The organism is Microbacterium lacusdiani (genome assembly GCF_054779895.1).
Genome location: NZ_BAAGXJ010000001.1, coordinates 53266 through 77338, shown reverse-complemented (window position 1 = coordinate 77338; position 24073 = coordinate 53266). Strand labels below are relative to the sequence as shown.

The following is a 24073-nucleotide window of genomic DNA, read 5'->3' as shown; positions in this document are numbered from 1 at the left end:
GCGCACCCGGGCAGGTCAGCGCACGGCGAGGCCGGCGTGCACGAGCCGGGACCGCTGGTACTGCCACACGTAGGTGTCGTTGAAGGTCGACCCGAGGTCGGGCATCGCGGCGCGATCCTCGTCGGAGACCTCGTACTCGACCGGGCCGCGCGCGCTGGCGAGCACCAGCATCCGCGCGAGGATCTCGATGTTGATCGCGCGGACCACCGCCTCCTCGACCGTGCGGCCCACCGAGACAATCCCGTGGCCACGCAGCACGAGCACCGACGCGTCGCCGAGGGACGACGCGACGTCGCCGCCGAGCTCGTCCGTGTTGATCAGCAGGCTCCGCGGGTACAGCGGCACCTCTTCGGAGGCCATCCGCATCGCGGGGATGTTGTACGCGCCCACCACCGGGCGGATCCGGATGCCGGCCAGATCGGCCGCGACGACGTGCGGCGCGTGCGCGTGCACGACCGCGTTGACGTCGGGCCGCGCGCGCAGCACCTCGGCATGGATCGGGAACTCGTTCGGGGCGCAGTACCCGCCCTCGAGCGCGACACCCGGCCGCACCTCGTGGATGTCCTCGGGGCTCGTGAACAGCAGGCCGCTCTCGCGTGGTCCGCGGCACCGGATGGCGATGCCCGCCTCGGTGCGCTGACTCACATGCCCCAGGATGTCCTCCGCCAGGCCCGCGTGCGCCAGGATCCGGCAGGCCTCGGCGAGCAGCTCGCGCGTGCCGGCGTCGAGCGCCATCACGCCCCTCGCTCGGCCGTGCGCAGCGTGCGGAGCAGAGCGGTGCTCTCCGGGTAGGGGCGCTTGGCGTACTCCCCCTCGGCGGCGGCGCCGAAGAACTCGGCGGCGGCGTCGAGCGTCGCGCTCGTCACCCCGACGGACCGGGCGAAGCCCGACGCCAGGCGCATGTCCTTGGCGATGGTCGTGGCGGGCGCGTGCTTCGCCACGGCGCGCTTGTCGCCCGTGACGTGCTCGATCACTCCGCGCTGCCCACCCGCGACGCCGCTCGAGCTCTCGAGCGCCTGGATCACCGCCGCGAGGTCGAGGCCCGCGCTCTCGGCGATCACGAGGGCCTCGGCGACGGCGAGGTGCGTCGCGTACTTCACGTGCTGGTGCACGAGCTTCATCGCGAACCCGTCGCCCAGGGCGCCCGCGTAGATCACGGTGCGGGCGACGTCCGCGACGATCTCGGCGGCGCCGCCGAGCACGCCCTCGGCACCGCCGACCATGAGCGTCAGGTGGGGCGCCTTGCCCGAGACCGGCGCATCCACATAGCGCGCGCCGTTGCCGAGCGACGCGACGCGCTGCGCGACGTCCTGCGCGAGCTCGGGATCGCCCGTGGTCATGTCGATGATGAGCGCGCCGGGGCGCAGGCCCGCGAGCACGCCCGTGCTCTCGTCGTACAGCACCTCGCGCACGGCCGTCGGGTTGGGCAGGGCGAGGAAGATCACATCACTCTGCTCCGCGAGCTGCCGCGGACTCACCGACGGCGCCGCGCCGATCATGGCGGTCGTCGCGACGCGGTCGGTGTGGCGATCCCACACCGCTACCGGATGCTCGCCCGCGATGAGGCTCTCACTGAGCGCCTTGCCCATCACGCCGAGACCGACGACTCCGACATGGTTCGTGTTCATATGGTTCACCCTTCGTGCGCCTTCGCCTGTCCCACAATACAGAACTTCTTTCTGCTTGAGAACCGCCGGTCCGCCATCATCCCCGCATCGACACCCCCGACGTCGGCTTGACAGCGCATTTCGGGCACACCTAGACTCGCTCATGAAGAGAATTTTTCTGCACAGTGCAACGGCGCGGTGCATACGGACACTGCCTCGCCGGCTCGCCGGCGGCGGTCCCCGCCTGGCGAAGACGCCAGAGAGGAGATAGAGCATGCTCGAGGCGATCGGGAGTGCGCTCGAACAGGCCCTGAGCCCGATGTCTCTGCTGATGCTGCTCATCGGCGTGATCATCGGCTTCGTGGTCGGCATCCTGCCGGGACTGGGCGGAGCGGTCACGCTCGCGCTGCTCATCCCCGTGACGTTCGGGATGGACCCCGTCCCGGCCTTCTCACTGCTGCTGGGCATGTACGTCGTGTCGTCGATCGCGGGAGACTTCACGTCGATCCTGTTCGGCATCCCCGGGGAGCCGACCGCGGCGGCGATGGTGCTCGACGGTTATCCGCTGAACAAGAAGGGGCAGGCCGGCCGGGCGCTGGGCGCGTCGCTGTCCAGCTCGGCCATCGGAGCGATCTTCGGGGCCGTCCTCCTGATGGCGCTGATCCCCGTGATGCGCCCGCTCATCATGGCGATCAGCGCGCCCGAGCTCTTCGCGACCGCGGTCCTCGGCCTCACGTTCATCGCCTCGCTGTCGACCGGCAGCATCCACAAGGGCTTCGTCATGGCCACCGCCGGCGTGCTGCTCTCGCTCGTGGGCATCGACCCGAACGTGGGCGTCCCGCGCTACACGTTCGACAGCCTGCACCTCTGGGAGGGCATCGGCATCGTCCCGGTCGTCGTCGGTCTGCTGGGTGGCGCCGAGGTGCTGCAGACCATGCTCGACAAGGAGGGGCACACCAAGAACGCGACCCAACCGCACCTCGGCGGCGTCCTCCAGGGCATCCGGGAGAGCTTCCGCCACTGGTGGCTCACGCTCCGCGCGAGCGCGATCGGCGCCGCACTCGGCATCCTGCCCGGTCTCGGGGGCTCGGTGTCGCAGTTCATCGCCTACGGTCACGCCAAGCAGACCTCCAAGCACCCCGAGGAGTTCGGGAACGGATCGATCGAGGGCGTAGTCGCGGCGGGGTCGACCACCACCGCGAAGGACGGCGGGGCCCTGGTCCCGACCATCGCGTTCGGCGTCCCGGGCGGCGCGAGCATGGCGGTCCTCCTCGGCGCCTTCCTGATCCTCGGCCTGAACCCGGGCCCCGAGATGCTGACGGAGAACCTCGAGATCACGCTGTCGCTGGTGTGGATCATCGTGCTCAGCACCCTCGCGGCCGTCGTGCTCGGCTTCCTGCTGATCCGCCCGCTCGCCCGGCTCACCTCCGTGACCGGACGGATCCTGGTGCCGTTCCTCATCGCGATGCTCACGATCGGCGCCTTCGCGAGCAAGAACACGCTCGAGGACGTGTGGATCATGCTGGTGTTCCTCGCGATCGGCGTCATCGCGAGCCGCTTCAAGTGGCCGCGCGTCCCGCTGCTGCTCGGCCTCGTGCTCGGCGAGATCCTGGAGCGCTACTTCACGGTCAGCTACACCCTGTTCCAGTGGGGGTGGCTGGACCGCCCGGGCGTCATCGTCGTCGAGTGCATCATCGCCGCGATGATCCTGTTCACCGCCGTCCGTCTGGGACGTCAGAAGCGCGCAGCCAAGCGCGCCCGCATCCTCACGGGAGGCCGAGCATGAGCACCGAAGTCATCCGCACGCCCGAGGGCGAGCCGGCGAGCCGGTGGAGCCGCATCAACGTCTCCGACCTCGTCATCACCCTCGTGCTCCTGATCGTGTTCGCGGGCGCGTTCGCGATGGCGACCGCCTGGAAGCCGCTCGCGGCGTACTTCCCGCTCGGCGTGAGCGTGGCCGGCATGGTCGCCACCGCGACGTTCCTCGTGCGCGTCGTGTTCTTCCCACGCAAGCCCGACGCCCCGAAGGCGAACGTGCCCGAGGCGGCCAAGTCGATGTCCGAGCAGGAGTACGAGTTCTTCAAGAGCCTGACGGCCCGCGACTGGCTCACGTCGATCGGATGGCTCGGCGGCTTCTTCGTCGCGCTCTCGATCCTCGGCATCTACATCGCGATCGGCGGGTTCACGCTCGCCTACCTCCGGCTGCAGGCGAGCAAGTCGTGGCGCTTCGCCGTGGCGTACACCGTGGCCCTGGTCGGTGTGATCTACCTGGCATTCGAACTGGTCCTCAAGCTCCCCCTGCCGGGCGGCGCCTTCGGGCTCGCCTGACGACCCGATCCCCCTTCCCCCCGTCCCCCGTCCCCCACCCACCCACCCGAACCCGGTCATCGCCGACCGGACCCTGAAGTACGAAAGGTCACCCATGCGCACCATCCTCACCGGCCTGGCCGCGGTCGCTCTCGTCGGCACGCTCGCCGGCTGCTCCTCAGCGTCCGGAACCCCGGCAGACTCCGCCGACCCCGAAGCGGCGGCGGCCGCCCTCAAGGATCAGACGATCACCCTGGTGGTTCCCTTCGATCCGGGCGGCGGCTACGACGCGTACGCCCGCATGCTCGCGCCCGAGCTCGGCGAGGAGCTCGGCGCGACCGTCATCGTCGAGAACAAGCCCGGCGCCGGCGGCATCCTCGCGACGAACGAGGTCTCGCACGCGAAGCCGGACGGACTGACCATCGTGCTGCTCAACGGCCCGGGCCACGTCGGCTCCGCCCTGGCCGAGGCCGACGGCGTCCAGTACGACGCCGCGGCGATGAGTTACATCGGTCAGATCAGCTCCGAGCCCGACGTCGTCGTCACGAGCCCCGGATCGGGCGTGGCGGGCCCCGAGGACCTGGCGGGCCACCGCTTCGCGGCGACCGGCCCGGGATCGAACGAGTACATCGACGCGGTCGTGCTCAACGAGCTGCTCGGTCTCGGGAACGAGGTCGTCACGGGCTTCGCGTCGAGCAACGAGGCGAGCCTGAGCGTGGTCCAGGGCAACGTCGAGCTGCACTCGCGTTCGCTGGGCAGCCAGCTGCCCGGCATCGACGCGGGCGACCTCCTCCCCGTGCTCGTGATCGGCGAGAACACCGGCGAAGCACAGATCGCGGACGTCCCGAACCTGCTCGAGGTCGTGCCGGACGAGGCGAAGGAGCTCGCCGAGGCGCACTCGGCGCTCGTCTCGAGCGGGCGCATCATCGCGGCCCCGCCCGGAGTGGGCGCCGGCACGCTGGCGGCCCTCCGCGATGCGTTCGAGGCCGTCGCGACCGACGCTGCGTTCCAGAAGACCGCTGCCGACGCCGGTCGCCCGGTGTTCTTCCGCAGCGGCCAGGACATCCAGACCCTGATCGAGACGCTGATGGATTCGCCGGCCGACTACGTCGAGCTGGTCAAGAAAGCCTACACGGGCTGAGGGTCGATCCCCCTCGGGCGCGGGGGTCGACGGGCGGGGGCACCGCCGGTCGGCCCCCGTTCAGTCGTGCCGCGGGCCGTCGACGCGCAGCTCAGTCGGAGACCGGCGCCGCGAGGTGCAGCGTGCGCGCCATGCGCGCGAACCGGTCGATCACGAGCGGCAGCGGCAGCCCCGACTGGCTGCGGACGTTCTCGGTGTCGAGGCCCTCGTGTCCGGGACGATCCGCCGGCCGGATTGCGTAGTCGATGATCCCCTGGCCGAGCAGGACGCCGTCGCGTTCGACGACCGCGCACGCGCCGACCGGGCCCATGGGGGTCATCACCGCTCCGCCAGGGGCCAGGCTGGCCTGCATCCCGAGCTGGCGCAACGAGGACAGCGCCCACTCGCTCACCGCGTCGAGCGGGTTGCCCCCGTCGTCCATGCTCAGCGCCGACCGCGGCGCGATGACCGACCACAGGATGACGTCCGTCGCCGGAGCCGGCCACGGCTCCCCCGGTGTCGCGCGTCGCGCCACGACGACCCCGTCGGCCGCGGGCGGCACGGCGGCATCGGATCCCACCAGCAGCGCCGCGCGATCCGGCTGCCACAGCCGCAGCAGCGGGCGCCGCGCCCCCGACAGGACGTGCTCCGCGAACCGGACGTCCTGCGCCAGGCCGTGCACCGGGTCGGCGGGCTCCGTCTCGACGAGCAGCTCCCACCGTGCGCGCATGGCACCAGCGTAGCCCGCCGCCATGGGGCGCCCGGAGCCGCGCGGTCGGGATCTCAGGCGCCGGCCCGGTCTCGCCGCCAGCGGCTCGGGGTCGCGCCGTGCGCGCGGTGTGCGATCGCACCGCGGAAGTCCGCGTCGCCGCGGGCGCGCAGGGGCACGAAGCTGTCGCTGCAGATCCGCGACCACTCGTCGATGCCTGCCGCGCGGAGCGCTTCCATGACGACACCGTAGGGCCGGTGCGCGGCCCGCACCAGACGGATACCGGCCGATCGTGCGCGAATCGCCGATTCCCGGTGCGCGGATCGCCGAGCGCCCGGCGCGTGCCGAACCTACCGTCGAGTCACCCAACCGATCGACGTGAGGAGTCCCGATGACACACAGAACCGTGCGCGCCGCCGCTGTGCAAGCCGAGCCCCGATGGCTCGACCTGGATGCCGGCGTGGAGCAGGCCGCCGACCTCGCGGCCCAGGCAGCCGCGAACGGCGCCCGGATCGTCGTCTTTCCTGTGACGTTCATCCCCGGTCATCCGTGGTGGATCTGGCTGGACGCGCCCGCGTGGGGCATGTCGCTCGTGCGCCACTACGCCGCGAGCTCGATGACGCGCGACGGCTCGGAGATGGCGCGGATCTCGGCTACCGCCGTCGAGTACGACATCACGATCGTGTTCGGGTTCAGCGAGCGCGACGGCGGCAGCCTGTACATGTCGCAGGCGATCGCGCAGCCCGACGGCTCGGTGCACGTGCGCCGCAAGCTGAAGCCGACGCACGTCGAGCGGTCGGTGTTCGGCGACGGCGACGGAAGCGACATCGTCGTGTTCGACACCCCGCTCGGCAAGGTCGGCGCGCTGAGCTGCTGGGAGCACCTGCAACCGCTCACGAAGTACGCGATGTACAGCCAGGGCGAGCAGATCCACGTCGCATCGTGGCCGAGCTTCTCCGTCTACCGCGGCGCGGCGCAGGCGCTGGGCGCCGAGGTGAACAACGCCGCGCGCCTGATGTACGCAGTCGAGGGACAGACGTTCGTGCTCGCGCCGTGCGCCGTGGTGGGTCAGGCGGGGCACGACCTGTTCGCCGACACCGACCTGAGGCGGCAGTTCCTGCTGCAAGGAGACGGCTTCGCGCGGATCTACGGCCCCGAGGGCCGCTCGCTGGCGGAGCCTCTCGGAGACCGCGGAGGGCATCCTGTACGCCGCTCTCGACTTCGCCCTGATCGCGATCGCGAAGTCGGCGGCGGATCCGGTCGGCCACCACTCGCGCCCGGACGTGTTCCGGCTCGTGTTCAACCAGGAGCCGGCACCTCCGGTCGTCCCCCGTTTCACCCCTCGTGCCGAGGCCGCCGAGGAGCCTGCGCACAGCGACGCTGCGCTCCGTCCAAAGACAGAGCCGCCGCCCCTCACCAAGGAGGAGCGGCGGCTCTCGGGCGTCGGCCTCAGCGGGCGCCGGCCTCGACGGGCTCGGGCGCCTTCTCCGGCGCAGGCTCGACGGGAGCCTCGACCGGGGGCTTCGGACGCGACGCGAACGTCTCGAAGAAGACGCGCGGCGACTGCGTGGTGCTCAGCTGCACCATGTCGCGGCCGAGCCAGAGGTTGTGCCACCAGCCCCAGAGCACGCGCCACTTGCGCTCCCACGTGGGCATCGCCAGGCCGTGGTAGCCGCGGTGCGCGACCCAGGCCAGGAAGCCCTTCAGCGCGAACTTGCCGGACTGGAAGACGCCGTTGTAGAGGCCCAGGCCCGCGACGGCGCCGAGGTTCTTGTGGAAGTAGTCGACGGGCTCGTCGCCGCGGAGGACGGCGACCAGGTTCTTGGCGAGGCGCTTGGCCTGGCGCACGGCGTGCTGCGCATTGGGCACGCACGTGCCGTCGGGCAGGCCGCCGGTCTTGTCCGGGACGGCCGCGATGTCGCCGGCGGCCCAGGCGCCCTCGACCACGGTCTCGCCGTCGACCACGCGCAGGTCGGCCTGCGTCGTGATGCGGCCGCGGGGCTCGGTCGGCAGGTCGCTGCCGCGCACGACGGCCGGGTTGGCCATGACGCCCGCGGTCCAGACGATCAGGCCGCTCGGGAACGACTGGCCGGTCGAGGTCTCGACCACGCCGTCCACCGCGCTGGTGACCTGCGTCTCCAGGTGCACGTTGGCGCCGCGCTGCGCGAGGTCCTTCAGAACCCACTCGCTCGTGGGCAGCGAGACCTCGGGCATGATGCGGCCCATCGCCTCGATCAGGTGGAACTGGGTCTCCTCGAACGAGATCTCGGGGTACTTGCCCACGAGCGACGACGCGAGCGAGCGCAGCTCGGCGAACGTCTCGATGCCCGCGAAGCCGCCGCCGACGATCACGACGGTGAGCAGGCGCTGGCGCAGCGGGTCGCCGGCCGGCAGGGCCGCGGCCTTCTCGAAGTTGGAGATGAGGGTGTCGCGGACGAAGACGGCCTCCTCGACCGACTTCAGGCCCACGGCGTTCTCGGCGATGCCCGGGATCGGGAACGTGCGTGAGACGGATCCGGCGGTCACGACGATCTGGTCGTACGCCATCTCGTAGGGCTCGCCGCCCTCGGGCGTGATCGTGGCCGTCTTGTTGGCGTGGTCGATGCCCGTGACCTTGGCCGTGATGACCTTGGTGGTCTTGAGGTGACGACGGTGCGAGACGACCGTGTGGCGCGGCTCGATCGAGCCGGCCGCGACCTCGGGCAGGAAGGGCAGGTACGTCATGTACGGAAGCGGGTCGACCATGACGACCTCCGCCTCGTCACGACGCAGGTGCTTCTCCAGCTTCCACGCGGTGTAGAACCCCGCGTAGCCGCCACCGACGATGAGGATCTTGGGCACGAGTGAAGAACTCCTTGAGTCAGGGATTGCCCGGCGACCGCCGCACACGGGCCGATCGGACGCGTCGCACTGCCGCGATGACGCCCAGCACCACGAGGATACCAGCGCCGCTGAGGGCCACGAGCGGCAGGGTGCCGTAGCGCAGGCCGTCGGCCGTGGGCAGGTAGGCCGAGCCGGCCTCCGCGGGCGGGTCGGCGGGCGGCAGCGGCGGGATCTCGACCGGGGCCGGGGACTGCGTCGGCTGCGGGGCGGCGTCCTGGCGGCGGTGCAGCGCGATCCAGCGCTCGAGGTCGCCCATGGGGTTCTTCGTGACGGGGGCGACGGCCGCGTTGACCGCCGCGTTCGCGTCGACGAGGCCGTAGCCGTAGAACGCGTCGGGGACCTTGGCGACGCCCGGCGGCTTGCGCGCGGTCTGCACGATCCGGTTGATCACGTCGTTCGCGCTCAGCTCGGGATGCGCCGAACGCACCAGGGCCGCGATGCCGGCGACGATCGGCGCCGCGCCGCTCGTGCCGTCCCACTCGACGATCTCGCCGTCCGCCGACACCCCGAGCAGCTTCTCGCTGGGCGCCGAGACGCCGATCGTGATGCCCTGCGTCGAGGCCTCGACGCTCGCCTTGCCCTGCGGATCCACGCCGGCGACCGTCAGGACGCCCGGGATGGTGGCAGGCGCTCCGACGGAGTTCGTGCCCGCGCCGCGGTTGCCCGCGGCGACCACGATCACGACGTCGTTCTCCATCGCGTACAGGAACGCGTCGTCCCACGACTCGTCCCAGCTCTGCTTGTTGGTCGTGAACGAGAGGTTGATGACATCCGCACCGTTGTCGACGGACCAGTGGATGGCCTCCGCGACCTGCTGCGCGAACGGCACGGCCGCCGATGAGCCGAATCCGAGCGAGACCGAGAGCAGGTTCGCCTGCGGGGCCACGCCGATCATCGCCCGCGGGTCGCCGCCGCTGCGGGCGGCCGCGAGCGAGGCCACCCAGCTGCCGTGGTTGCGGTTGACGACGTCGACCGGCGTGCGCCCGTCGGGGGCGCCGGCGCCCGACACGTCCGTGCCGCCCACGACGGCGCCCTCGAACTGCGCCGGCCCGGCGACCACGCCCGTGTCGATGATCGCGATCGTCACACCCGCGCCGCGCGTGGTCTCCCACGCGTCGGTGATGCCGTACTCCTCGAGCCAGTACTGGCGCTCGCGCGGCGTCGGCTCCGCGGTCGCCGCGGGGTTCGGCGTGCCCTCGGGCGTCGGCGGCGGCGTCGGGGCGGCACCGGTCAGCACGACCACGAGGACCGCGGTCGCGAGGATCCGGCGCAGACGCGTCATCCGGCCTTCCCGGGCTCCGCGCACTCGCAGCGGTCGGGCGACCACGCGGAGCGCTCGAGCGCGGCGTCGCCGATCGGGTTCACACCGGGGCCCGCCGCGAGGGCGTGGCCCGCGAGGGCGTGCAGGCACTTGACGCGCGTCGGCATCCCGCCGGCGGAGATCCCGTCGATCTCGGGCACGTCGCCGAACGCGGCGCGGTCGGCGAGGTACGCCTCGTGCGCGCGCGTATACTGCGCGGCCAGCTCGGCGTCCTCGGCGAGGCGCGCGGCGAGCTCGGGCATCAGCTGGCCGGCCTCGAGTCGCGACATCTCGGCCGTGGCGGCCGGGTGCGTCAGGTAGTAGAAGGTCGGGAACGGCGTGCCGTCGGGCAGTCGCGGCGAGGTCGCGACCACCGTGGGGTTGCCGCACACGCAGCGCGCGGCGATGCCGACGACCCCGCGGGCCTCGCGCCCGAGCTGCGCCGAGACCACCTCGAGGTCGACCGGGCGCACGGGATCGAAGGGAGGAGTCGTCACCCCTCCAGGCTACCGGCGGCGCACCGGGAGCCCCGGCCAGGGCGGCCGCTTGCCAGCATTCCGTGAGGTCTCGTCAGGGCGCGGGCGTCTCGGTCGGCTCCGGCTCGTCCGGCACGCCGATCGTGATCTCCATGGCGGTCTCGGCCGTGCCGGCGCCCACGATCGAACGCAGCAGGACGCCCATCCAGTCCGCGGCCCGCTCCTCCACGTCGGCGCTGACCGGCTCCGGGTCGCGCGGCACCTCGGCCTCGTCGAGGTCGTCCACGATCAGGAAGGAGACCTCCCCCGGCTTGACGTAGTAGAGCCGCTCGCGTGCCTGGGCGGTGATGAACGCCGGGTCGTTCCAGCGATCCCGCTCCCGCTCGAGCTCGGCGATCTCCTCGCGCGTGACCTGGACCGACTCCTGGAGCGCGGCGATCTTCTGCCGCTGCTCCACGTACGTCGACACGGTCGGGGCCAGGACGAGCACGGCCAGCACCACGAGGCCCAGCATGATCGCGGCGAAGCCCGAGAACCGGATGCCCCCGAGCCACTCGCGGGCATCCGCACGCGCGGCGGGCGCGGCCGCGCCGCCCGCGCCCCGGGACGCGGAAGGGGGAGCCGTCTTCCTGCTCACGGCTCCCCCTCCGGTAGATCTGTGCGACTGGTTACGCGGTGAAGCGCGGGTACGCGCCGCGACCTGCGAAGGTCGCACCGGCGCCCAGCTCCTCCTCGATGCGCAGAAGCTGATTGTACTTCGCGACCCGGTCGCTGCGAGCGGGCGCGCCCGACTTGATCTGACCCGCGTTCACGGCGACCGCAAGGTCGGCGATCGTGGTGTCTTCGGTCTCGCCCGAGCGGTGCGACATCATGACCGTGTAGCCCGAGTTCTGCGCCAGCGTGACGGCGTCGAGCGTCTCGGTGAGCGAGCCGATCTGGTTGACCTTGCAGAGCAGCGAGTTGGCGACGCGCTTCTGGATGCCCTCGGCCAGGCGCTGCGGGTTGGTGACGAACAGGTCGTCGCCCACGAGCTGGACCTTGGAGCCGATGCGCTCGGTCAGGGCCTTCCAGCCCTCCCAGTCGTCCTCGGCCAGCGCGTCCTCGATCGTGACGAGCGGGTAGTTGGCGAGCAGCTCCTCGTAGTACGCGGTCATCTGCTCGGCCGACCACTCGTTGCCCTCGAAGCGGTACACGCCGTTCTCGAAGAACTCGGTCGACGCGACGTCGAGGCCGACGGCGATGTCCTTGCCGGGCGTGAAGCCGGCCTTCTCGATCGCGGCCATCAGGAAGTCGAGCGCGCCGCGGTTGCTGGGCAGGTCGGGCGCGAAGCCGCCCTCGTCGCCGAGGCCCGTGGCGTAGCCGCCGGCCTGCAGCTCCTTCTTGAGGACGTGGTAGGTCTCGGTGCCCCAGCGCAGCGACTCGCTGAACGTCTCGGCGCCGAGCGGCACGAGGAAGAACTCCTGCATGTCGACGCCGGTGTCGGCGTGGGCGCCGCCGTTGATGACGTTGAGCGCGGGGACGGGCAGGACGTGGGCGTTCGGGCCGCCGATGTAGCGGAACAGGGGCAGGTCGGCGCTGTCGGCGGCGGCCTTCGCGACCGCGAGGCTGACGCCGAGGATGGCGTTGGCGCCCGTGCGCTGCTTGTTGGGGGTGCCGTCGGCCTCGATCAGCGCGGCGTCGATCACGCGCTGATCGCTGGCGTCGAGGCCCTCGATGGCCGGGCCGAGCTCGCCGATCACGGCGTCGACGGCCTTCAGCACGCCCTTGCCGCCGTAGCGGCCCTTGTCGCCGTCGCGGAGCTCGTACGCCTCGAAGGCGCCGGTCGACGCGCCCGAGGGGACGGCCGCCCGCTGCACGATGCCGTCGTCGAGCAGCACCTCCACCTCGACGGTCGGGTTTCCGCGCGAATCCAGAATCTCGCGCGCGCCTACAGCTTCGATCAGTGCCACGGAACGACTCCCTCTGAGTGGACGGGTTCGGGGCCGCAGAGCCCCGCGGTCAGTCTATGGCCCCGCCGTGACGCCCTCATGCCGTGTGACGGCGCCCGCCCCTGCGGCCGGGCCGTCAGCCCGCGAGCACCGCAATCGCGACGCCGTCCCAGCCCTTGATCCCCACGGTCTGCAGCGCGGTGGCGTCGAAGCGCGGATCGGATCCCAGCATCGCGAGCGCCGCGCGTGTCCCCTGCACCATCGGGTCCTCGGAGTCGTCGCGCACGATCTCGCCCTCGCGGCCGATGTTGTCGACCACGACCACGGCGCCGGGCCGCCCGAGCCGCGCCGCCCAGTCGAGGTACGCGGTGTTCGACTCCTTGTCTGCGTCGATGAACACGAGATCGAAGGGCTCGCCGTCGCCCTCGAGCGTCGGCAGCACGTCGAGCGCTCCGCCGACGCGCACGTCCACGCGGTCCGCGACGCCGGCCCTGGCGAGATTCGACCGGGCCACCTCGGCGTGCGCGGGCTCGGCCTCGATCGTGACGACCTGTCCGCCGTCCGGGAGCGCCCGCGCGAGCCAGATCGTGGAGTAGCCGCCCAGCGTGCCGATCTCGAGCACGCGCCGCGCCCCGGAGATGCGCACGAGCAGGTGGAGCATCTTGCCGGAGACCGGCGCGACCTCGATGCCCGGCATCCCGGCGGCCTGCTGGGCCGCGATCGCGGCGTCGAGCGCAGGGTCGGGTCCGATCAGGACGTCGGCAAGCCAGCGGTCGGCGGCGGTCCAGTTCTCGAGCGTGGGTTCGGCCATGCCGCCATCCCAGTGCCGCGCGCGGCGCGCGTCAAGCCGGTGCCGCGATCCCGCCCGTCAGCGCAGCTTCTCGCCGGCCGCCCAGACCGACTCGGGGCGCAGCTCGACGTCGAGCAGCACGGCGTCGGCCGCGTAGCCCGGCTCGAGCGTGCCGAGCCCGTCGTCGAGGCCGAGCGTGCGGGCGGGGACGATCGTGAGCGCCCCGACGGCGTCCGGCAGCGGGATCCCCGCCTCGACCGCGCGGCGCAGCGCCTCGTCGAGCAGCAGAGTCGAGCCGGCGATCGCGTCGCCGTCCTTCAGCCGCGCGACGCCGTGGCGCACCACGACCGCGAGCGACCCGAGGATGTAGTCGCCGTCGGCCGCGCCGGCCGCCGCCATGGCGTCGGTGATGAGCGCGATACGGCCCGGCGCCGACGAGAACGCCATCGACACCACCTCGGGATGCACGTGCACGCCGTCGTTGATGACCTCGAGCGTGACGTGATCCGAGCTGATCGCGGCGATCACGGGGCCGGGGGCCCGGTGGTGGATGCCCCGCATGCCGTTGAATGCATGGGTCAGGATGGACGCGCCGCGGTCGAAAGCGGTGCGCGCGGTCTCGAGGTCCGCACCCGTGTGTCCCACGGCCGCGCGCACGCCCTGGGCCGTGAGGCGCTCGATCGCCTCGAGCGCGCCGGGGTGCTCCGGCGCGATGGTCAGCTGGCGCAGCGTGCCGTCGGCGGCCTCGAGGACGGCCTCGATCGCCTCGGCGTCGGCGCGGATCAGCAGGCGCGGGTCGTGCGCGCCGCGGAACTCGTCGTCGATGAACGGCCCCTCGGCGTGCGAGCCGAGCACGAGCGGGTCGGCCTTCGCGACGCGCGCGATGGCCTCGAGGCGCGACGTGAGGTCCGGCAGCGCGGCGGTCACGAGCGAGAGCACGCTGCGCGTGGTGCCGTGCCGCCGGTGCACCGCGAGCGCGGCCTCGATCGCGTGGTCCTCGGCGATGTCGAACGCGAAGCCGCCCGCGCCGTGGCAGTGCAGGTCGATGAACCCGGGCGTCAGGATGCGGCCCGATGCGTCCACGACCTCATCGGCGGGCTGCGCGCGCCAGCCGTCCCCGGTCCCGGTGGCCGAGACGCGGTCGCCCTCGAAGCGCACCCACGCGTCCGCGGTCTCGCCGCGATGCGTGACCAGGCGCGCGGAGTGGATGACGGTGGCGGCGGGGGCGTTCATCGGGCGATCCTCACGCCGTCCGAGCTTAGTGGAGGACCGGTCTAGACCGCTTCCCCGCCGGGACACGTCGATCGCCTACAATCCGGCCCATGAGCTCCTCCTCCCCCGCCCTCGCCCGCCGTCTCGGGCTGGGCGACGCGGTCGCGATCGGACTCGGCGCGATGGTCGGCGCCGGCGTGTTCTCCGCTTTCGCGCCCGCGGCCGCCGCGGCGGGCTCGTGGCTGCTCGCGGGGCTGGCGATCGCCGCCGTGGTGGCGTACTGCAACGCGACCGCGTCGGCCCAGCTGGCGGCGGTTCACACCACGTCGGGCGGCACCTACGCCTACGGCCGCGCCGAGCTGGGCGCCTGGTGGGGGTACGCGGCGGGATGGTGCTTCGTGATCGGCAAGCTCGCGAGCTGCGCCGCGATGGCCATGACGTTCGCGGCCTACGCGGCCCCCGCCGGTTGGGAGCGGCCCGTCGCGATCGCGGCCGTCGTGGCGCTCACGGGCGTCAATCTGCTGGGCGTCACGCGCACGGCGCTCGCGGCGAAGATCATCGTGACCGTCGCGCTGCTGGCGCTCGCCGTGGCGGTCGCGGCCGGCTTCGCGGCGCCGGCCGCGGCGGACGGCGGGTTCGGCGGCGACCTGCCGGCCGGCGTGGGAGGGCTGCTCCAGTCCGCGGGCCTGCTGTTCTTCGCGTTCGCGGGGTACGCGCGCATCGCCACGATGGGCGAGGAGGTGCGGGATCCGGCGCGCGTCATCCCGCGCGCGATCACGATCGCGTTCCTCATCGCCCTGGCGGTGTACGCGCTGGTGGGCGCTTCCCTGCTCGCCGCGCTGGGGTCCGCCGGCACCGCCGCGTCGGCCGCGCCGCTGTCGGACGCGGTCGCGGCGGCCGGATGGGGCTGGGCGGAGCCGGTCGTGCGGATCGGCGCGTCCGCGGCGTCGCTCGGCGCGCTGCTCGCGCTCATCGCCGGCATCGGCCGCACGGGGCTCGCGATGGCGAGGGAGCACGACCTGCCGTCGTGGCTCTCGGCGATCCACCCGCGGTTCCACGTTCCGCACCGCATGGAGATCGCGGTCGGCGCGATCGTCGTGGCCGTCGTCGCGGTCGCAGACCTCCGCGGGGCGATCGGGTTCTCGTCCTTCGGCGTGCTGCTGTACTACCTGATCGCGAACCTGTCCGCGTACCGCCAGCGCGCCGCCGTGCGCCGGTACCCGCGCTGGATGCAGGTGCTCGGCGCGATCGGATGCGTCGTGCTGGCCTTCACGCTGCCGTGGCAGAGCGTCGCCGCGGGGGCCGCGGTGGTCGCGATCGGCCTCGCGCTCCGCGCCATCCGGCTGATGCGCGAGCGCTCGCGCGCCGACGCGGGTCACGGCGACTGACAGGCTGGAGCCCATGAGCGAGCGATACACCGAGGCCTACGCGGCGGCCCATGGGCGCTTCACCGTCATCCCCGCCGCCTACGTGTTCCTCCGCCGCGGCGACGAGGTCCTGCTGCAGCTGCGGGCGGGCACCGGCTGCTACGACGCGCACTGGGCCGCCGGCGCGGCGGGTCACGTGGAGCGCGGCGAGTCCCTGCTCGCGGCCGCGGTGCGCGAGGCCGCGGAGGAGCTCGGCGTCGGCGTCGCGCCGGGCGACCTCGAGTTCCTCACGCTCGAGCACCGCACGGGAGACGGCGCGGCGATCGACGAGCGGATCGACGTGTTCTTCGCGTGCGGCACGTGGACGGGCGAGCCCGTGCTGCAGGAGGACAAGGCGTCCGACCTGCGCTGGTTCCCGCTCGACGCGCTGCCGGACCCCGTCGTGCCGCACGAGCGCATCGTGCTGGACGCCTGGCGCGAGCGCGCGCTGCGGCCCATCCTGCCGCTCGGCTTCTGAGGCGGATCAGCCCAGGGGCCTGAGCTCCAGCGACTCGCGCGTCGCGCCCGCGGCCACGCTCGCGTAGGCCGTGTAGCCGTCGGCCGTCGCGCGGTCGAGCAGCCCCTTGAGGTTGCGGGTGCGCTGCTCGAGGCGCACGCGCGAGCCCTCGGCCACGAGCGCGGCCTTCAGCGCGAGCAGCTCGGCCACCGGCACGTCCTTGTCGTGCACCAGCACGACGGCCTCGGCGGTCTCCGCCCCGGCCGTCTCGACGAGGTCCACGATGCGCTCGAACCCGATCGAGAACCCGACCGCCGGCACGTCCTGACCCAGGAAGCGTCCGATCATGCCGTCGTAGCGTCCGCCGCCGCCCAGCGAATACGACACCGAGGGGTGTGCGAGCTCGAAGATCGTGCCCGTGTAGTAGCCCATGCCGCGCACGAGGAACGGGTCGAACTGCAGCGGGATCTCGCCGCCGCCGCGCGCCGCCGCGACGGCCTCTCCCACGCCGACGAGGTGGTCGACGATCTCGTCCGGGATGCCGCCGGGCAGCTTCGCGACGATCTGGTCCCGGCCGAACCGGGCCGGCGCCTCGGCGGCCGAGAGCCCGTTCAGGAACCCCTCGAAGGCGTCCACGGCCCCGGCCGTCGCGCCGCGCTCGCGCAGCTCGGCCGCGACGCCGCCGGGACCGATCTTGTCGAGCTTGTCGATCGTGATGAGCACGCCGGGGCGCTCCTCGGGCGCGAAGCCGAACGCCTCGAGCATCGCGTCGAGCGCGCGGCGGTCGTTGATCCGCACGGTCGCGCCCTCGAGCGAGAGCGCGACGAGCGTGTCGAGCGACGCGACGATCAGCTCGGCCTCGGCGCGCGCGGACGCGTCGCCGATGATGTCGATGTCGCACTGCATGAACTGCCGGTAGCGCCCCTTCTGGGGACGCTCCGCGCGCCACACGGGCGCGATCTGGATGGACCGGAACACGGTGGGCAGCTCGCCGCGGTTCGTGGCGTAGAACCGGGCGAGGGGCACCGTGAGGTCGTAGCGCAGGCCCAGGTCGGTCAGCTTCGCGGGGTCGTCCGCGGCGTGCCGGATCGCGTCGGCGTCGAGACCGCGACGCAGGATGTTGAACGCGAGCTTCTCGTTGTCGCCGCCGATGCCGGCGTGCAGGCGCGCGTACTCCTCCATGACGGGCGTCTCGATCTCGTCGAACCCGTGGGCGCGGTAGCGCTCGCGGATCACGGCGAGCACGCGCTCGCGTCGGGCCTTGTCAGCGGGGAGGAAGTCGCGCATGCCGCGCGGGGCGTTCACAGCAGCCATAGGGAAGCAATTCTCTCAGGATTCCCGCTCGCGGATCTCCGCCTCCAGCGCGCGGAGGCGCTCGCGGAGGGCGCGCTCGGCGTCCCAGCCGTTCGCGCGGGCCGCGGCCGCCAGCGTGAGAAGCAGGTCGCCCAGCTCCTCCTCGCTCTCCGGCACCGCGCCGACCTCGGCCGCGTCGTGCACGGCCACGGCGATCTCGTCGCCCGCGCCGACCTGGGCGGCCTTGCCGACCAGCTTCTGCGCGAGGGCCAGCGAGGGCATCGAGCGGGCGACGCCGTCCAGCACGCTGAGGCGCTGCCGCTTCTCGGCGGCCTTTGCCGCGTTCCACAGCTCGAGAACGCGCTCGGGCGTCTCGGCCGTCTCCCCCGCGAACACGTGGGGGTGCCGCCGCACCATCTTCTCGACGAGCGTCGCCGCCACGTCGTCGATGTCGAACGGCTCGGCCGCGTCGCGCGAGGCGATCTCGGCGTGGAACAGCACCTGCCACAGCAGGTCGCCGAGTTCCTCGCGCAGATCGCCGCGGCCACCGGCCTCGATCGCGTCGATCAGCTCGTGGCTCTCCTCGATCAGATACGGGACGAGGGCGCGGTGGTCGATGCCCTGCGTCCAGACGCAGCGATCGCGCACCGTGCGCATCGTCTCGACCGCCTGCCGCAGCGCGTCCGCCGTCATCCCCTCACCTTCCGCTCGGCCGCCCACGAGGCGCCCGTCACGATGATGCCGCGTTCAGGCGGTGATGGCGCGCGCGCAGCGACACGATGACGCCCGACAGCACGAGCGCGATGAGGGAGCCGCCGAGCACGCCGAGGATGGCCTGATCCCGGATGGCGTCGGACTCGGCGTACGCGAGGTTCGCCAGCAGCAGCGACACCGTGAAGCCGATCCCGCCCAGCGTGCCGGCCGCGACGAGGTCGGGCAGCGCGATGGTCGGCGCCGTGCCGCGCGGGCGCATCCGCATGGCGAGCCAGCCGAACAGCGTGATGCCGAGGATCTTGCCGACCGGCAGGGCGACCAGGATGCCCCACAGGGCCGGGGACAGCTCCGACGGCCTCACCTGCGGGATGACGACCAGCGCCGCCACGAAGGCGAACAGGGGCAGGATCGCGCCGTTGATCCACGGCTCGAGGACGTGCCGCGCACGCATGCCGGGGCTCTGCTGGACCGCGAGCCCCAGCAGGACGCCCGCGATCGTGGCGTGCACGCCCGACAGCAGCACGAAGACCCACACGGCCACCGCGACGACGATCATGGCCGCGACGATCGCGACGCGCGCGCCACGGCTGCCGGCGTCCAGGCGGCTCAGCACCGCGAACACCACGACCAGCACGATCCCGATCGCGAGCAGGCCGAGATCCATGTCGTGCGCGAACAGCACCGCGATGAAGACGATTCCGACGATGTCGTCGATGATCGCGAGCGCGAGCAGGAAGATCCGCACGGGCGACGGCAGGCCCTTGCCGAACACGGCCAGCACGCCGAGGGCGAACGCGATGTCGGTCGCGGTGGGCACGGGCCATCCGTCGCGGGTCGCCGGGTCTCCTCCCGCGAACAGCAGGAAGACCGCGATCGGCACGATCACGCCGCCCGCCGCGGCGATCGCGGGCTGCAGCGCCTTGCGCACGCTCGACAGCTCACCCGTCGTCAGCTCGTACTGCAGCTCGACCGCGACCCCGAAGAAGAAGATCGCGAGGAGGCCGTCCGACACCCAGTGCGCGAGCGACAGGTCGAGCGGCGTGCCCGGGATCGCCAGGTGCGCGTGGCTCAGGTCCAGCACGGCCGGGCCGAACGGCAGGTTCGCGAACAGCAGGCCGAGGGCCGCGGCGGCCAGCAGCAGGACGGCGGGGAATCGCTCGGAGCGGAGCAGCTTCATGTGTGCCTTTCGTCGCCCGTCATCCGCTGACGGATCATGCGGGCGGGATCGCCGGTTCAGAGGACGGACGCTCGTCCGCCGCCGACCAGACTTCCCGGCACACCGCGATCCAGCCTACCGGGCGTCGTCGGGGCGCGCGGCGAGCACGTCGTGCTGCTCCGGATGGCGCTCGAGCCAGCCCTGCACGAAGGTGCAGACCGGCACGATCTTCACGCCGCGCTCGCGCGCGTCCGCGAACGCGTGGGTCGCCAGGCGTCCGCCGATCCCGTGGCCCGAGTACTCCTCCCACACGACCGTGTGCAGCAGCGTGCGCGTTCCCTCGCCGTCCTCGTAGACGAGGACGCCGGCGAGCGCGCCGTGCGGGTTCTGCGCGTCGCTGAAGTGGGCCTCGTAGCGGGTGTGCTCCGGGTTGTCGGACACGACGATGTCGGGCTCGGACTGCGACTCGGTCATGACGCCCATCCAACCGGCGGGCCGGTGCGGGCTCAACCCCCGGTCACGATCCCGTGGCCGCGTCCTCCTTCTTCGCCGCGGGGAAGATCGCGTCCAGCAGCTGGGCGACCCACGCCAGCAGGTCGGCGTCGCCCAGCGGCTCGCCGCCCGCGGTCGGCATCGGCACGACCATGGCCTCGCCGCCCGCCAGCAGCTTGGCGCCCGGGTACAGGCGCTGCAGCCGCACGCGCATCGAGTCGGGGAGCTGCGCGGGCGCGATCCGCAGGTTGCGGCCCATCGCGACGACGTCCGTCAGCCCGGCCTGCGCGGCGCGGCGGCGCAGGCGCGCGACCGCGATCAGCCCGTCGACCTCGGGCGGCGGCGCGCCGTAGCGGTCGGCGAGCTCCTCGATCACGAGGTCGATCGCGTCGTCCTTGGCGGTCGCGGTGGCCGCGGCCGAGAGCTTCTGATAGGCCTCGAGACGCAGGCGCTCGGCGTCGATGTACGACTCGGGCAGGCGCGCCTCGACCGGCAGCTCGAGCCGCAGCTCGACCGGGCCCTCGGTCTCCTCGCCGCGGAACGTCGCGACGGCCTCGCCGATCATCCGGAGGTACAGGTCGAAGCCGACGCCCGCGATGTGACCGGCCTGCTCGGCACCCAGCAGGTTGCCCGCGCCGCGCAGCTCGAGGTCCTTCATCGCGACCTGGATGCCCGACCCGAGGTCGTTGTGGACCGCGATCGTCTGCAGCCGGTCCGCGGCGGTCTCGCTCAGCGGCTTGTTCTCGTCGTACACGAAGTACGCGTACGCGCGCTCGCGTCCGCGGCCCACGCGGCCGCGGAGCTGGTGCAGCTGCGCCAGTCCGTACTTGTCGGCGCGGTCGATGATGATCGTGTTCGCGTTGGCGATGTCGATGCCGGTCTCGATGATCGTCGTGCAGACCAGCACGTCGAACTTGCGCTCCCAGAAGTCGTCGACGACCTGCTCCAGCTGGTGCTCGCCCATCTTGCCGTGCGCCACGGCGATGCGGGCGTCCGGCACCAGCTCGGCGAGGTGAGCGGCGACCGAGTTGATCGACGTGACGCGGTTGTGCACGTAGAACACCTGGCCCTCGCGCAGCAGCTCACGCCGGATGGCGGCCGCGATCTGCTTGTCGTTGCGGGGGCCGACATACGACAGGATCGGATGCCGGTCCTCGGGCGGGGTCGCGAGCGTCGACATCTCGCGGATGCCCGTCACCGCCATTTCGAGCGTGCGCGGGATGGGCGTGGCCGACATCGCGAGGATGTCCACGTTCGTCTTGAGCTTCTTGAGCTGGTCCTTGTGCTCGACGCCGAAGCGCTGCTCCTCGTCGATGATCATGAGGCCGAGGTCCTTGAACGCCACCTGCTCCGTGAGGATCCGGTGGGTGCCGATCACCATGTCGACCGTGCCGTCGGCGAGGCCCTGCACGACCTGGCGCGCCTCCTTGTCGGTCTGGAAGCGCGAGAGGGCCTTGACCGTCACGGGGAACCCGGCGAAGCGCTCGGTGAACGTCTCGAGGTGCTGCTTGACCAGCAGGGTGGTCGGCACGAGCATCGCGACCTGCTTGCCGTCCTGGATCGCCTTGAACGCGGCGCGCACCGCGACCTCGGTCTTGCCGAAGCCGACGTCTCCCGACAGCAGGCGGTCCATGGGAACCGGACGCTCCATGTCGCGCTTGATCTCGTCGATCGTCTGCAGCTGATCCGGCGTCTCGGCGAACGGGAACGCCTCCTCCAGTTCGCGCTGCCAGGGCGTGTCGGGGCCGAACGCGTGGCCCTTGGCGGCCATGCGCGCGGAGTACAGCTTGACCAGCTCGACCGCGATGTCGCGCACCGCCCGGCGCGCGCGCCCCTTGGCCTGGGCCCAGTCGCTGCCGCCCATCTTCGACAGCGTCGGCGCCTCGCCGCCCACGTACTTCGAGAGCAGGTCGAGCTGGTCGGTCGGCACGAACAGCTTGTCGCCGGGATAGCCGCGCTTGGACGGCGCGTACTCCAGGACCAGGTAGTCGCGCGTCGACTTCGTGGCGTTGCGTCCGCCGCTGGAGACGACGCGCTGCGTCATCTCGACGAACCGGCCGATGCCGTGCGTGGCGTGGACGACGTAGTCGCCCGTCTTGAGCTGCAGAGGGTCGACGACGTTGCGCCGCCGCGACGCCAGCTTCTTGACGACGCGGGCGTCGCCGCCGATCGTGCGGCCGTAGAACTCGCTCTCCGTGAGCACCGCGAGCCGCGCCTCGTCCGACTCGAAGCCGCGCTCGATGCCTGCGACCGCGAGCGTCGCGACGCCGGGCTCCGGCACGTCCGCGAGGCTCTCGACCAGGCGCGCGGCGAGGCCGCGGTCGGCGAGCACGTCGCGCGCGCGCTCCACGAGGCCGACCCCGTTCGCGGCGATCACGACGCGCCAGCCCTCGGCGAGGCGGCGGGCGACGTGGTCGACCGCGCCGTCGATGCTGCCCTGGAAGGACGGCACAGCCGCGCCGCGGATCCGGATGGCGGTGCCCGCATCCGGGGCGATCGTCACGCCGTCGTCCGCGAGCGCATCCAGCTCGGCCGCGGTGTCGGCGGCGCCGGAGTCGAACGGGCTGAGGGTCCACCAGACGCCGCCGCGCTCGCGGACGTCGTCGTGGAGGCGGGAGATCGTGAGGAAGTCGCCCGAGTCGAGGTTGATGGGGGCGCGGGCGCCGCTCGTGGCCGCGCTCCACGCCGCCTCCAGGAACTCGCGGTTCGTCTCGCCGAGCGTGAGCGCGCGCGAGACCGCGCGCTCGGGGTCGACGAGCGCGACCGCGGCGCCCTCGGGAAGATACGAGGCCAGCGAGACGAGCTCGTCCGTGACGACCGGCGTGAGGGACTCCATCCCCTCCACCGGGATGCCCTCGGACATCTTCTCGAGCATCTGCGCGATGCCCGGGAACTCGTGCTGCAGCTGCCGCGCACGGGCGCGCACATCCGCCGTCAGCAGCAGCTCGCGGCTCGGCACGAGGTCGACCTCCGGCACCTCGCCCGGCAGCGAGCGCTGGTCGGCGACCGAGAAGGCGCGGATCTGGTCGACCTCGTCGCCGAACAGCTCGATGCGGTAGGGGTGGTCGGCCACGGGCGGGAACACGTCGAGGATGCCGCCGCGCACCGCGAACTCGCCGCGGCGCGACACCATGTCGACGCGCGCGTACGCGAGCTCGACCAGGCGCCGCACGATGTCGTCGAGGTCGTGGCCGCGCGCGCCGGCGGCGAGCCGGATGGGCTCGGCCTCGCCCAGGCCCGGCGCGAGCGGCTGGATGGCGGAGCGGATCGACGAGGTCACCACGAGCGGGCGCGCGCGATCCCACGTCGCGAGCCGGCGGAGCGTCGCGAGGCGCCGGCCGACGGTCTCGGGGCTCGGGCTGAGCCGCTCGTGCGGCAGGGTCTCCCAGGCGGGGAAGTCGAGCACCTCGGCGTCGGGCATGACCGCCGCGAGCGCCCCGGCGAGCGCCTCCGCGCGGCGGCCCGTCGGCGCGACGGCGAGCAGCGCGGCGGGATGCCCGGCCGCCACGCGGCGCTCGAGCAGCGCGGCGAGCGCCGGGGCGTCGAGGCCGTCGACCATCGAGAGGTCGGCGTCCACGGCCGATGCGGTGAGAGCGTCCCGGAACGATTCGGCGGTCTCGAGGGCGCGCACGATCCCCTGAACAGTCACCACAAGAGTCTATGCGGCGCCCCGGACACCGCGGCCGGGGCGGCTCCCTAGGATGACAGCGTGAGCGCACCCCAGCCGCCGATCCCCCAGCCGCCCGTCCCCGGCGGGCACGCGGCGCCCGGCGCGCCCACCGCGCCGTACCTTCCGCCGCAGGATGCGCGCTATGCGGCCGCGCTGCAGGCGCCACGCCGCGCGGCGTCGCCGCTGCTCGGTCGCATCGCGCTGGTGCTGGCGATCGGCGCGACGGTGGGCGCGAGCATCCTGCTTGCCGTCGCGACGGCGGCGATCGGCTCCGGGGTCGGTCCGCAGCTGCAGACGCTGTCGCCGAGCGCCGGGCTCGAGATCCTCTCCCCCGTGCGCGAATGGGTGCTCCTCGCGGAGGTCGCCGCGTGGGGCGGGACCGCGCTCGGCGTGTGGGCCCTCGTGCAGGGCATCGTCGCGGTCGTCCGCGACCGCGGACGCCGCTCCGGAATCGCCGCGATCGTGATCGCGGCCCTCGGCCCGGTCGTCGCCGGGGCCGCGGCCGTGGCGGGCGCCGCGGCGGGCATCGCAGGCTCCGGCGCCGTCTGACCGG

General features: G+C 72.6%; 22 protein-coding genes and 1 pseudogene. 7 read left to right on the top strand and 16 right to left on the bottom strand.

Features of this window, described 5'->3' with window-relative positions; genetic code table 11:
- Window positions 1-15: 15 nt before the first annotated feature.
- Both ACYVGN_RS00360 and ACYVGN_RS00355 read right to left on the bottom strand, forming a co-directional pair.
- Window positions 16-735, bottom strand: a complete 720-nt coding sequence (locus ACYVGN_RS00360) for a class II aldolase/adducin family protein (RefSeq protein WP_460788047.1) — start codon at window positions 733-735, stop codon at window positions 16-18.
- Window positions 735-1772: an NAD(P)-dependent oxidoreductase gene (locus ACYVGN_RS00355; protein ID WP_460788314.1), complete on the bottom strand. Its 1038-nt coding sequence runs from the start codon at window positions 1770-1772 to the stop codon at window positions 735-737. Before ACYVGN_RS00355 ends, ACYVGN_RS00360 begins: the two co-directional genes overlap by 1 nt.
- A gap of 109 nt (window positions 1773-1881) precedes the next feature.
- Here ACYVGN_RS00355 and ACYVGN_RS00350 point away from each other — a divergent pair, with 109 nt between their 5' ends.
- The 3 genes from ACYVGN_RS00350 (at window position 1882) to ACYVGN_RS00340 (ending at window position 5055) form a co-directional block, all read left to right on the top strand.
- Window positions 1882-3393, top strand: coding sequence for a tripartite tricarboxylate transporter permease (locus ACYVGN_RS00350; protein WP_460788045.1), 1512 nt, complete (start codon window positions 1882-1884; stop codon window positions 3391-3393).
- A complete protein-coding gene (locus ACYVGN_RS00345) occupies window positions 3390-3935 on the top strand; it encodes a tripartite tricarboxylate transporter TctB family protein (RefSeq protein ID WP_460788044.1) in 546 nt (181 codons plus the stop codon). The genes ACYVGN_RS00350 and ACYVGN_RS00345 overlap by 4 nt, the downstream gene beginning before the upstream one ends.
- Window positions 3936-4029: 94 nt before the next feature.
- Window positions 4030-5055, top strand: coding sequence for a Bug family tripartite tricarboxylate transporter substrate binding protein (locus ACYVGN_RS00340; RefSeq protein ID WP_460788043.1), 1026 nt, complete (start codon window positions 4030-4032; stop codon window positions 5053-5055).
- A gap of 91 nt (window positions 5056-5146) precedes the next feature.
- On the opposite strand, the gene ACYVGN_RS00335 is transcribed toward ACYVGN_RS00340, so the two are convergent.
- Together ACYVGN_RS00335 and ACYVGN_RS00330 are read right to left on the bottom strand one after the other, a co-directional pair.
- A complete protein-coding gene (locus ACYVGN_RS00335; RefSeq protein ID WP_460788041.1) occupies window positions 5147-5764 on the bottom strand; it encodes a hypothetical protein in 618 nt (205 codons plus the stop codon).
- A gap of 53 nt (window positions 5765-5817) precedes the next feature.
- A complete protein-coding gene (locus ACYVGN_RS00330) occupies window positions 5818-5982 on the bottom strand; it encodes a hypothetical protein (protein WP_460788040.1) in 165 nt (54 codons plus the stop codon).
- Window positions 5983-6134: 152 nt separating this feature from the next.
- Here ACYVGN_RS00330 and ACYVGN_RS00325 point away from each other — a divergent pair.
- Window positions 6135-6863 (top strand): annotated as a pseudogene (locus ACYVGN_RS00325) (carbon-nitrogen hydrolase family protein); the annotation flags it as partial.
- 329 nt (window positions 6864-7192) lie between these two features.
- On the opposite strand, the gene ACYVGN_RS00320 reads toward ACYVGN_RS00325, so the two are convergent.
- The 7 genes from ACYVGN_RS00320 to nagA form a co-directional block, all read right to left on the bottom strand.
- Window positions 7193-8584, bottom strand: a complete 1392-nt coding sequence (locus ACYVGN_RS00320) for an NAD(P)/FAD-dependent oxidoreductase (protein ID WP_460788038.1) — start codon at window positions 8582-8584, stop codon at window positions 7193-7195.
- 19 nt (window positions 8585-8603) lie between these two features.
- Window positions 8604-9908 (bottom strand): S8 family serine peptidase, encoded by a 1305-nt coding sequence (locus tag ACYVGN_RS00315; protein WP_055989916.1) that lies wholly within the window; start codon window positions 9906-9908, stop codon window positions 8604-8606.
- Window positions 9905-10423 carry a DUF501 domain-containing protein gene (locus ACYVGN_RS00310; RefSeq protein WP_055989919.1) on the bottom strand — a complete coding sequence of 173 codons (519 nt, stop codon included), beginning with the start codon at window positions 10421-10423 and terminating at the stop codon, window positions 9905-9907. The genes ACYVGN_RS00315 and ACYVGN_RS00310 overlap by 4 nt, the downstream gene beginning before the upstream one ends.
- A 73-nt stretch (window positions 10424-10496) precedes the next feature.
- Window positions 10497-11039 carry a septum formation initiator family protein gene (locus tag ACYVGN_RS00305; RefSeq protein ID WP_460788037.1) on the bottom strand — a complete coding sequence of 181 codons (543 nt, stop codon included), beginning with the start codon at window positions 11037-11039 and terminating at the stop codon, window positions 10497-10499.
- A gap of 31 nt (window positions 11040-11070) precedes the next feature.
- Window positions 11071-12351, bottom strand: a complete 1281-nt coding sequence (gene eno, locus ACYVGN_RS00300) for a phosphopyruvate hydratase (protein WP_460788035.1) — start codon at window positions 12349-12351, stop codon at window positions 11071-11073.
- A 115-nt stretch (window positions 12352-12466) separates the two neighbouring features.
- A complete protein-coding gene (locus tag ACYVGN_RS00295; RefSeq protein WP_460788034.1) occupies window positions 12467-13141 on the bottom strand; it encodes an O-methyltransferase in 675 nt (224 codons plus the stop codon).
- Window positions 13142-13198: 57 nt separating this feature from the next.
- Window positions 13199-14353 (bottom strand): N-acetylglucosamine-6-phosphate deacetylase, encoded by a 1155-nt coding sequence (nagA, locus tag ACYVGN_RS00290; RefSeq protein ID WP_460788032.1) that lies wholly within the window; start codon window positions 14351-14353, stop codon window positions 13199-13201.
- Between the two features lie 89 nt (window positions 14354-14442).
- Here nagA and ACYVGN_RS00285 point away from each other — a divergent pair, with 89 nt between their 5' ends.
- Both ACYVGN_RS00285 and ACYVGN_RS00280 read left to right on the top strand, forming a co-directional pair.
- The gene (locus tag ACYVGN_RS00285) at window positions 14443-15720 is read left to right on the top strand and encodes an APC family permease (RefSeq protein WP_460788031.1); all 1278 of its coding nucleotides are present in this window, start codon (window positions 14443-14445) and stop codon (window positions 15718-15720) included.
- A gap of 13 nt (window positions 15721-15733) precedes the next feature.
- Window positions 15734-16216, top strand: a complete 483-nt coding sequence (locus tag ACYVGN_RS00280; RefSeq protein ID WP_460788029.1) for an NUDIX domain-containing protein — start codon at window positions 15734-15736, stop codon at window positions 16214-16216.
- Between the two features lie 6 nt (window positions 16217-16222).
- On the opposite strand, the gene hisS is transcribed toward ACYVGN_RS00280, so the two are convergent.
- From hisS to mfd, 5 genes are all read right to left on the bottom strand, one after another.
- Window positions 16223-17509 (bottom strand): histidine--tRNA ligase, encoded by a 1287-nt coding sequence (gene hisS, locus ACYVGN_RS00275; RefSeq protein ID WP_460788027.1) that lies wholly within the window; start codon window positions 17507-17509, stop codon window positions 16223-16225.
- 15 nt (window positions 17510-17524) lie between these two features.
- Window positions 17525-18181 carry a nucleoside triphosphate pyrophosphohydrolase gene (locus ACYVGN_RS00270; RefSeq protein ID WP_055989940.1) on the bottom strand — a complete coding sequence of 219 codons (657 nt, stop codon included), beginning with the start codon at window positions 18179-18181 and terminating at the stop codon, window positions 17525-17527.
- A gap of 37 nt (window positions 18182-18218) precedes the next feature.
- Window positions 18219-19379, bottom strand: coding sequence for a Na+/H+ antiporter NhaA (gene nhaA, locus ACYVGN_RS00265; RefSeq protein ID WP_460788026.1), 1161 nt, complete (start codon window positions 19377-19379; stop codon window positions 18219-18221).
- A 114-nt stretch (window positions 19380-19493) separates the two neighbouring features.
- The gene (locus tag ACYVGN_RS00260; protein ID WP_167626768.1) at window positions 19494-19832 is read right to left on the bottom strand and encodes a GNAT family N-acetyltransferase; all 339 of its coding nucleotides are present in this window, start codon (window positions 19830-19832) and stop codon (window positions 19494-19496) included.
- Window positions 19833-19875: 43 nt separating this feature from the next.
- Window positions 19876-23499: a transcription-repair coupling factor gene (gene mfd / locus ACYVGN_RS00255; protein WP_460788024.1), complete on the bottom strand. Its 3624-nt coding sequence runs from the start codon at window positions 23497-23499 to the stop codon at window positions 19876-19878.
- Window positions 23500-23559: 60 nt separating this feature from the next.
- Here mfd and ACYVGN_RS00250 point away from each other — a divergent pair, with 60 nt between their 5' ends.
- Window positions 23560-24069, top strand: a complete 510-nt coding sequence (locus ACYVGN_RS00250) for a hypothetical protein (protein WP_460788023.1) — start codon at window positions 23560-23562, stop codon at window positions 24067-24069.
- Window positions 24070-24073 lie beyond the last annotated feature (4 nt).